General features: G+C 37.0%; 1 pseudogene. It reads left to right on the top strand.

Annotated features, from left to right (window positions below):
• Positions 1-376, top strand: a pseudogene (locus J1C54_RS16470) (catalase-peroxidase); the annotation flags it as partial.

The raw sequence follows: 376 nt of genomic DNA on the forward strand, positions 1-376 counted from the left end.
TAATGGGAAGCAAGCATTAATGATGTCAACTGCTGATATGGCATTGAAAATGGATCCTACATATCGTGAAATTTCAGAACGTTTTCACAAAGATCACAAAGCATTTGAAGATGCATTTGCGAGAGCTTGGTATAAGTTAACACATAGAGATATGGGACCAATTCAGCGCTATTTAGGACCTGAAGTACCAAAAGAGGAATTAATTTGGCAAGATCCAATTCCTTCTACAGATTATACGCTAAGTGATTCTGATATTTCTTCATTAAAGAAAATGATATTAGCATCTGGTTTATCAGTATCTGAGTTAGTTAAAACTGCTTGGGCTTCAGCTTCTACATTTAGAGGCTCAGATATGAGAGGTGGTGCAAATGGTGGC

This window comes from Alcanivorax sp. 1008, assembly GCF_020667895.1.
Lineage (GTDB): Bacteria > Pseudomonadota > Gammaproteobacteria > Pseudomonadales > Alcanivoracaceae > PGZG01.